At 62.9% G+C, this 6,130-nt stretch carries 4 protein-coding genes and 1 pseudogene; 1 reads left to right on the top strand and 4 read right to left on the bottom strand.

Features of this window, described 5'->3' with window-relative positions:
• From L610_RS14030 to L610_RS14015, 4 genes and pseudogenes are all read right to left on the bottom strand, one after another.
• Positions 1–307, bottom strand: a pseudogene (locus L610_RS14030) (transposase); the annotation flags it as partial.
• Between the two features lie 1,091 nt (positions 308–1,398).
• Positions 1,399–1,722, bottom strand: a complete 324-nt coding sequence (locus tag L610_RS14025; protein WP_144705826.1) for a hypothetical protein — start codon at positions 1,720–1,722, stop codon at positions 1,399–1,401.
• A gap of 100 nt (positions 1,723–1,822) precedes the next feature.
• Positions 1,823–5,302: a carbamoyl-phosphate synthase large subunit gene (gene carB / locus L610_RS14020; protein ID WP_144705824.1), complete on the bottom strand. Its 3,480-nt coding sequence runs from the start codon at positions 5,300–5,302 to the stop codon at positions 1,823–1,825.
• Between the two features lie 227 nt (positions 5,303–5,529).
• Complete coding sequence (locus tag L610_RS14015; RefSeq protein ID WP_144705822.1) at positions 5,530–5,757, bottom strand: hypothetical protein; 228 nt, start codon at positions 5,755–5,757, stop codon at positions 5,530–5,532.
• Positions 5,758–5,937: 180 nt separating this feature from the next.
• Between L610_RS14015 and L610_RS20245 the strand changes: the two genes are divergently transcribed.
• Complete coding sequence (locus tag L610_RS20245) at positions 5,938–6,111, top strand: hypothetical protein (protein WP_186441493.1); 174 nt, start codon at positions 5,938–5,940, stop codon at positions 6,109–6,111.
• Positions 6,112–6,130: the final 19 nt, after the last annotated feature.

Here is a 6,130-nt window from a genome sequence, read left to right as displayed (position 1 = left end):
TCGACGCACCGCCGACGACGGGCGGGGCTCAGAAGTTTCCCGAGGCGGCCTCTTTCAGGATCAGCTTCTCGAGCGTCAGGTCCGACACAGCCTTGCGCAGCCGGTCGTTCTCTTTCTCGAGCTCCTTCAGCCGCTTCACCTGGTCACCCTTCAGGCCGCCGAACTCCTTGCGCCAGCGGTAATACGTGAACTGTGTCACGCCGATCGAACGAACCGCTTCGCCAACTGACCGGCCTTGTGACAACAGAACATCAACCTGGCGCAGCTTCGCCACGATCTCTTCAGGTCTATGCTTCTTCTGGGGCATTCCAACGTCCTCCTACGGCTCAATAGCCTACTTCAGGGAGGACCACTTTTCAGGGGGCAGACCACTCAAGATTTGGCACCGAGCGGCAGTCCACTCCATCGCCTGCCGGAGTGAGTCTCGTGCGCTCTATCCTTTCCACGATCTCCCCTCCGGGGCAGTGATTGAAATCAACTTGGTCTGTTTCCTCATCTCCTAGCGTATAACCCAAAGGTAGCTCAGGGTGATCTTCTAGTATCCAGAAGCTTATCCGTGGAGTTGAGTAATATATGCTGCTTACGTGCTCCAGATAAGCAATCGGGTCTTCCGGTTTATCATTGTGGGTTTGTGAGGTGGCATCAGTCGATGCCGCGGTCGCCGGAAGTGTGGCGCAAAATAGGAAGTTCCTCATCGTGCGACAACCTTCAGCGGTGCGAATTTGGCGGTCTCCACGTGTTGAGAGATCACTAGACCTTCCCTCGAAGTAGCTGCGCAATAGGCGAAAACCCAGGTGGACGTGGAGATGATGTGCCGCAATCGATCACCTTGGATGCACTTTCGGAGCATCGCTCGGGAGCGCGCTGAGATGTGAGACCGCGTGTCGTCTATAGGCGCAAGAAACGTAACGAGTGATGCCTGTCCGTTCATCACTGCCTCTGCTCTTCGCTCTCCGGCCGATCTCGCCGAGTGATAAGCCGCCATAAACAGAAGCGTCAGGAGAACTAGGAGGGCGCCGATCTGAATAGGCAATGCTCGCAGGACGTCTGGTAGCGTCTCGTTCTTGGAGCTTGTCACCCAGACCGTGGCAACAACCAAATAGATAATGAGGAAGAAGACGATAACGCCTGGCTCTGCAGCATTGTAGGAGTGTGAGAGCACAGTCGGGATGTCGAAGGGGATCTGGTGGATCGATATGGCAAACTTACTTAGGTAAGAACTAAGAAATATAATCCCAGAGAAGTAGCCAAGTGCCAATGGAATTATTGCGAGTAACAATTCCGCAATTTGATGCCGACTGTTCATGGACACCCCCCCCAATACCATAATATATTTTGCAGGGTAGCACTGACCGGTCAACATTAACTGCAACATCGCAGTTGACGCTCCGCGCTCGATTACCTACTCCTCCCCATCCGCTCCTTGATCCCCTTCGCCCATTCCCGGCCTTCGTCGCCGCCCCAGAGCAGCCAGGCGATGCGGCCGGCTGAGGGGTTGTCGTCGTTGAAGAAGTTTTTCCCGCGCTTGTCGACTTCGTGGCGGGCGAAGTAGCTCACCATCCGCCGGATGGTTTCGGGCGAAAGATCGCGGCGCGCGACGAGTTCCTTTGCGCGGGCAACGCCCACTTCCGTTCCGCCGCGGCCATAACGCTCGCGCCATGCGAGACCCTGCGCGGCGTTCCGCGCGACGATCTCTGGCGGCGTGAAATCGATGATGTCCAAACAAAAAACTCCCTGCCGGTGAGGGCAGGGAGTTGGCGTGACGATTGTGTCAGGCGTTGGACCGGGCGCCGTGGGGCGGTCCGGTCCGAAAAGCTCAGGTTCAGAAATATTCCTGGAGCGGGCGGACTTCCAGCGAGCCGGCCTTCAGCGCCGCGATGGCTTCGGCGGCAGCGGCGGCACCGGCCATCGTCGTGTAGTAGGGCACCTTGTGCATCAGGGTCGCGCGGCGCAGCGACTTGGAGTCCGACACCGCCTTTTGGCTGTCGGTGGTGTTGAAGACGAGCTGGACCTGACGGTTGCGGATCGCGTCCTCGATATGCGGACGGCCTTCCAGCACCTTGTTGATCTTCTCGGCCGCGACGCCGTTCTCCGCGAGGAAGCGCTGCGTGCCGCCGGTTGCCAGCACCTTGAAGCCGAGGTCGGCGAGGCGCTTCACCGATGGCAGCACCTTCGCCTTGTCCTCGTCGCGGACGGAGACGAACACGGTGCCTGAGCGCGGCAGGTCGACGCCGGCGCCGAGCTGGCTCTTGGCGAAGGCAAGCGCGAAGTCCGCGTCGAGGCCCATGACCTCGCCGGTCGACTTCATCTCCGGTCCAAGCAGCGTGTCGACGCCCGGGAAGCGGGCGAACGGGAACACGGCCTCCTTGACCGCGATGTGCTTCAGCTCCGACAGGACCGGCTTCGAGCCATAGTGGCCGAAAGCCTCGTCCAGCGTCTCGCCAGCCATGATGCGTGCCGCGATCTTGGCGATCGGGCGGCCGACGGTCTTGGCGACGAACGGGACGGTACGCGAGGCACGGGGGTTGACCTCGAGGACGAAGATCTCGCCGTTCTTGATCGCGTACTGGACGTTCATCAGGCCGCCGACATGGAGGCCCCGGGCAAGGGCTGCCGTCTGGCGCTCGAGCTCGGCCACCAGCTCAGGCGAGAGCGAGCGTACAGGCAGCGAGCAGGCTGAGTCGCCGGAGTGGATGCCGGCTTCCTCGATGTGCTCCATGATGCCCGAGACGTAGACGTTCTCGCCGTCGCAGAGCGCGTCGACGTCGATCTCGATCGCTTCCGACAGGTAGGTGTCGAACAGCAGCGGGTTCTTGCCGAGCAGCGTGTTGATCTGGCCGGTCTTGTCGTTCGGATACTTCTGCTTGATGTCCTCGGGCACGAGGCCCGGAACGGTGTCGAGCAGGTAGGACTGCAGCTGGCTTTCCTGGAAGATGATCTGCATCGCGCGGCCGCCCAGCACGTAGGACGGGCGAACGACCAGCGGGAAGCCGAGTTCGGAGGCGACCGTGCGCGCCTGCTCGACCGAGAAGGCGATGCCGTTCTTCGGCTGCTTCAGGTTGAGCTTGCGCAGCAGCTTCTGGAACCGGTCACGGTCCTCGGCGAGGTCGATCATGTCCGGCTCGGTGCCGAGGATCGGGATGCCCGCAGCCTCGAGCGCCTCGGCGAGCTTCAGCGGCGTCTGGCCGCCGAACTGGACGATGACGCCATGCAGCTGGCCGGACTGCTGCTCGACGCGCAGGATCTCCAGCACGTCTTCGGCCGTCAGCGGCTCGAAGTAGAGGCGGTCGGAGGTGTCGTAGTCGGTCGAGACCGTCTCCGGGTTGCAGTTGACCATGATGGTCTCGTAGCCGGCGTCCGACAGCGCGAAGCACGCATGGCAGCAGCAGTAGTCGAACTCGATGCCCTGGCCGATTCGGTTCGGGCCGCCGCCGAGGATGACGACCTTCTTCTTGTCCGACACCTTGGCCTCGTCGGCGAGCGCCCCTGCGAACGGGACCTCGTAGGACGAGTACATGTAGGCGGTCGGCGAGGCGAACTCGGCCGCGCAGGTGTCGATGCGCTTGAAGACCGGGTGGACGTCGAGCTTGTTGCGGAGTGCCGCGACCTCGGCGGCATCCTTGCCGGCGAGCGAGGCCAGGCGAGCGTCGGAGAAGCCCATCGCCTTCAGCATGCGCAGGTTCTCGGCATCCTGCGGCAGGCCGTGCTCGCGGATGCGGGCCTCCATGCGGATGATGCCGTCGATCTGCTCGAGGAACCACGGGTCGATCTTGCACATCTCATGGACGTCCTCGAGCGAGGTGCCCATGCGCATGGCCTGCGCGACCATGCGCAGGCGGTCCGGCGTCGGGGTGCCGAGGGCCGCGCGGATGGCGTTCTTGTCGTCGCCCTGGCCAAGGCTGGGGATCTCGATCTCATCGAGGCCGGTAAGGCCGGTTTCGAGTCCGCGCAGGGCCTTCTGCAGCGATTCCTGGAAGGTGCGGCCGATCGCCATCACCTCGCCGACCGACTTCATCGCGGTGGTCAGCGTCGGCTCGGCGCCCGGGAACTTTTCGAACGCGAAGCGCGGGATCTTGGTGACGACGTAGTCGATGGACGGCTCGAAGGCCGCCGGGGTCGCGCCGCCGGTGATGTCGTTTTCCAGCTCGTCGAGCGTGTAGCCGACCGCGAGCTTCGCCGCGACCTTGGCGATCGGGAAGCCGGTCGCCTTGGAGGCGAGCGCCGACGAACGGGACACGCGCGGGTTCATCTCGATCACGACCAGGCGACCGTCGGCCGGGTTGACCGCGAACTGAACGTTCGAGCCGCCGGTCTCAACGCCGATCTCGCGCAGCACCGCGATCGAGGCGTTGCGCATCAGCTGGTATTCCTTATCGGTCAGCGTCAGGGCAGGGGCGACGGTGATCGAGTCGCCGGTGTGCACGCCCATCGGGTCGAGGTTCTCGATCGAGCAGATGATGATGCAGTTGTCCGCCCTGTCGCGGACGACTTCCATCTCATACTCTTTCCAACCCAGCACCGACTCCTCGATCAGGACTTCGGTGGTCGGCGAGGCGTCGAGGCCGGCCTGGACGATGTCGAAGAATTCCTGGCGGTTGTAGGCGATGCCGCCGCCGGTGCCGCCCATGGTGAAGGACGGGCGGATGATCGCCGGCAGACCGACGAAGTCGAGCGCCTGTGCGGCCACGCCCATGGCGTGGGCAATGTAGCGCTGCTTGCGGTCGCCTTCGCCGAGGTTCCACTCGGTCTCCAGCGCGTCGAGCGCTGCGTCGAGGTCGGCCGGGTTCGAGGCCTTCAGCGCCTCGCGGCGCGCTTCATGCTCCCGGCGGTCGGCTTCCTTGACCTCGGTGGCGTTGGCGAGCATCGAGCGCGGCGTCTCGAGGCCGATGCGGGCCATAGCTTCGCGGAACAGTGCGCGGTCCTCGGCCTTGTCGATCGCCTCGGCGTTGGCGCCGATCATCTCGACATTGTAGCGGTCGAGCACACCCATGCGGCGAAGCGACAGCGCGGTGTTGAGCGCGGTCTGGCCGCCCATCGTCGGGAGCAGCGCATCCGGGCGCTCCTTGGCGATGATCTTGGCGACGACTTCCGGGGTGATCGGCTCGATATAGGTCGCGTCCGCCAGCTCCGGATCGGTCATGATCGTCGCCGGGTTGGAGTTGACCAGAATGATGCGGTAGCCCTCGGCCTTCAGCGCCTTGCAGGCCTGCGTGCCGGAGTAATCGAACTCGCATGCCTGCCCGATGACAATGGGGCCCGCGCCGATGATGAGGATCGATTTGATATCGGTGCGTTTCGGCATGGGAGCATCCGTCTTTTTGGGCTTGCACGAATACCGGTCGCGGATACCCCTTTTAGAACGCTGCTGCGCCAGGGGAGACCTCGGCCGGTCGTAACAAGTTTTGGTTCTGTAAGGCTAGGCGGGCCTTATAGGGGAAGGAACCGGGCGTGGGAACCCCGGAAATGCAGCTTGCCCAGCTGTTTGCGCACAGCAGGCATTCCTCCACAGGAAGCTTCTGCCATAACGGCTCAGTAGCCAGGCCGCGCGTAGACCTGCGCTGAAGGCGGCATCTCGCGCACGGCGCAGACAATGCGCTCCCTGGCCTTCGAGTGGACGCCAACAGGAGACAGTCCCCAACCGCTTGCTTGCTGGCCGTGCTGATGAGGCGATCCGGCAAGGTACCCCTGACCAGCACGGAAGAAGAGGTCGAGGCTCTTCTGGTGTGCAAGTTCGATCAGCGGGGTGAGGGCGTTCATGCTTAGCAAGGACCAGTCGGGTGGTTGTCGCGGAACGCTATCGGCCCATGCTTAATGCCTGATTAACGACGATTTTTCTGGTCCGGAGCGGCTGGCAGAAGCATCGGTTGGCCTGCGGGAACGTCGCATGCCGCCAAGCGTTATCGAGGAAGATCAACCTCGCAGCGACGGGAGTTCACGATGGGCAAGGAAAACGCACCCACCAAGACCGGCAAGGAATCGGCTGAAGGCCTGCACCGGGCCACGCGCGAGGAAGAGCGCAAGGTTGAGGAGGAAAAGGGGTCCGACCTCAGGAAAGGCAGCGACCGGTTCGAGGAACGAGCCCGTAGCGCCGGTGGCGACGCCAAAGGCTAAGATTGCCCTGCCAGCGTCG

It is taken from the genome of Aminobacter sp. J44 (genome assembly GCF_007829415.1).
In the GTDB taxonomy this organism is placed as follows: domain Bacteria; phylum Pseudomonadota; class Alphaproteobacteria; order Rhizobiales; family Rhizobiaceae; genus Aerobium.
This window is presented reverse-complemented; position numbering and strand designations above follow the sequence as displayed.

Bases quoted from the DNA above. Each gene is read 5' to 3' on its own strand.
- carB (WP_144705824.1), bottom strand. From the start codon at position 5,302: ATGCCGAAACGCACCGATATCAAATCGATCCTCATCATCGGCGCGGGC.
- L610_RS20245 (WP_186441493.1), top strand. From the start codon at position 5,938: ATGGGCAAGGAAAACGCACCCACCAAGACCGGCAAGGAATCGGCTGAA.
- L610_RS14015 (WP_144705822.1), bottom strand. From the start codon at position 5,757: ATGAACGCCCTCACCCCGCTGATCGAACTTGCACACCAGAAGAGCCTC.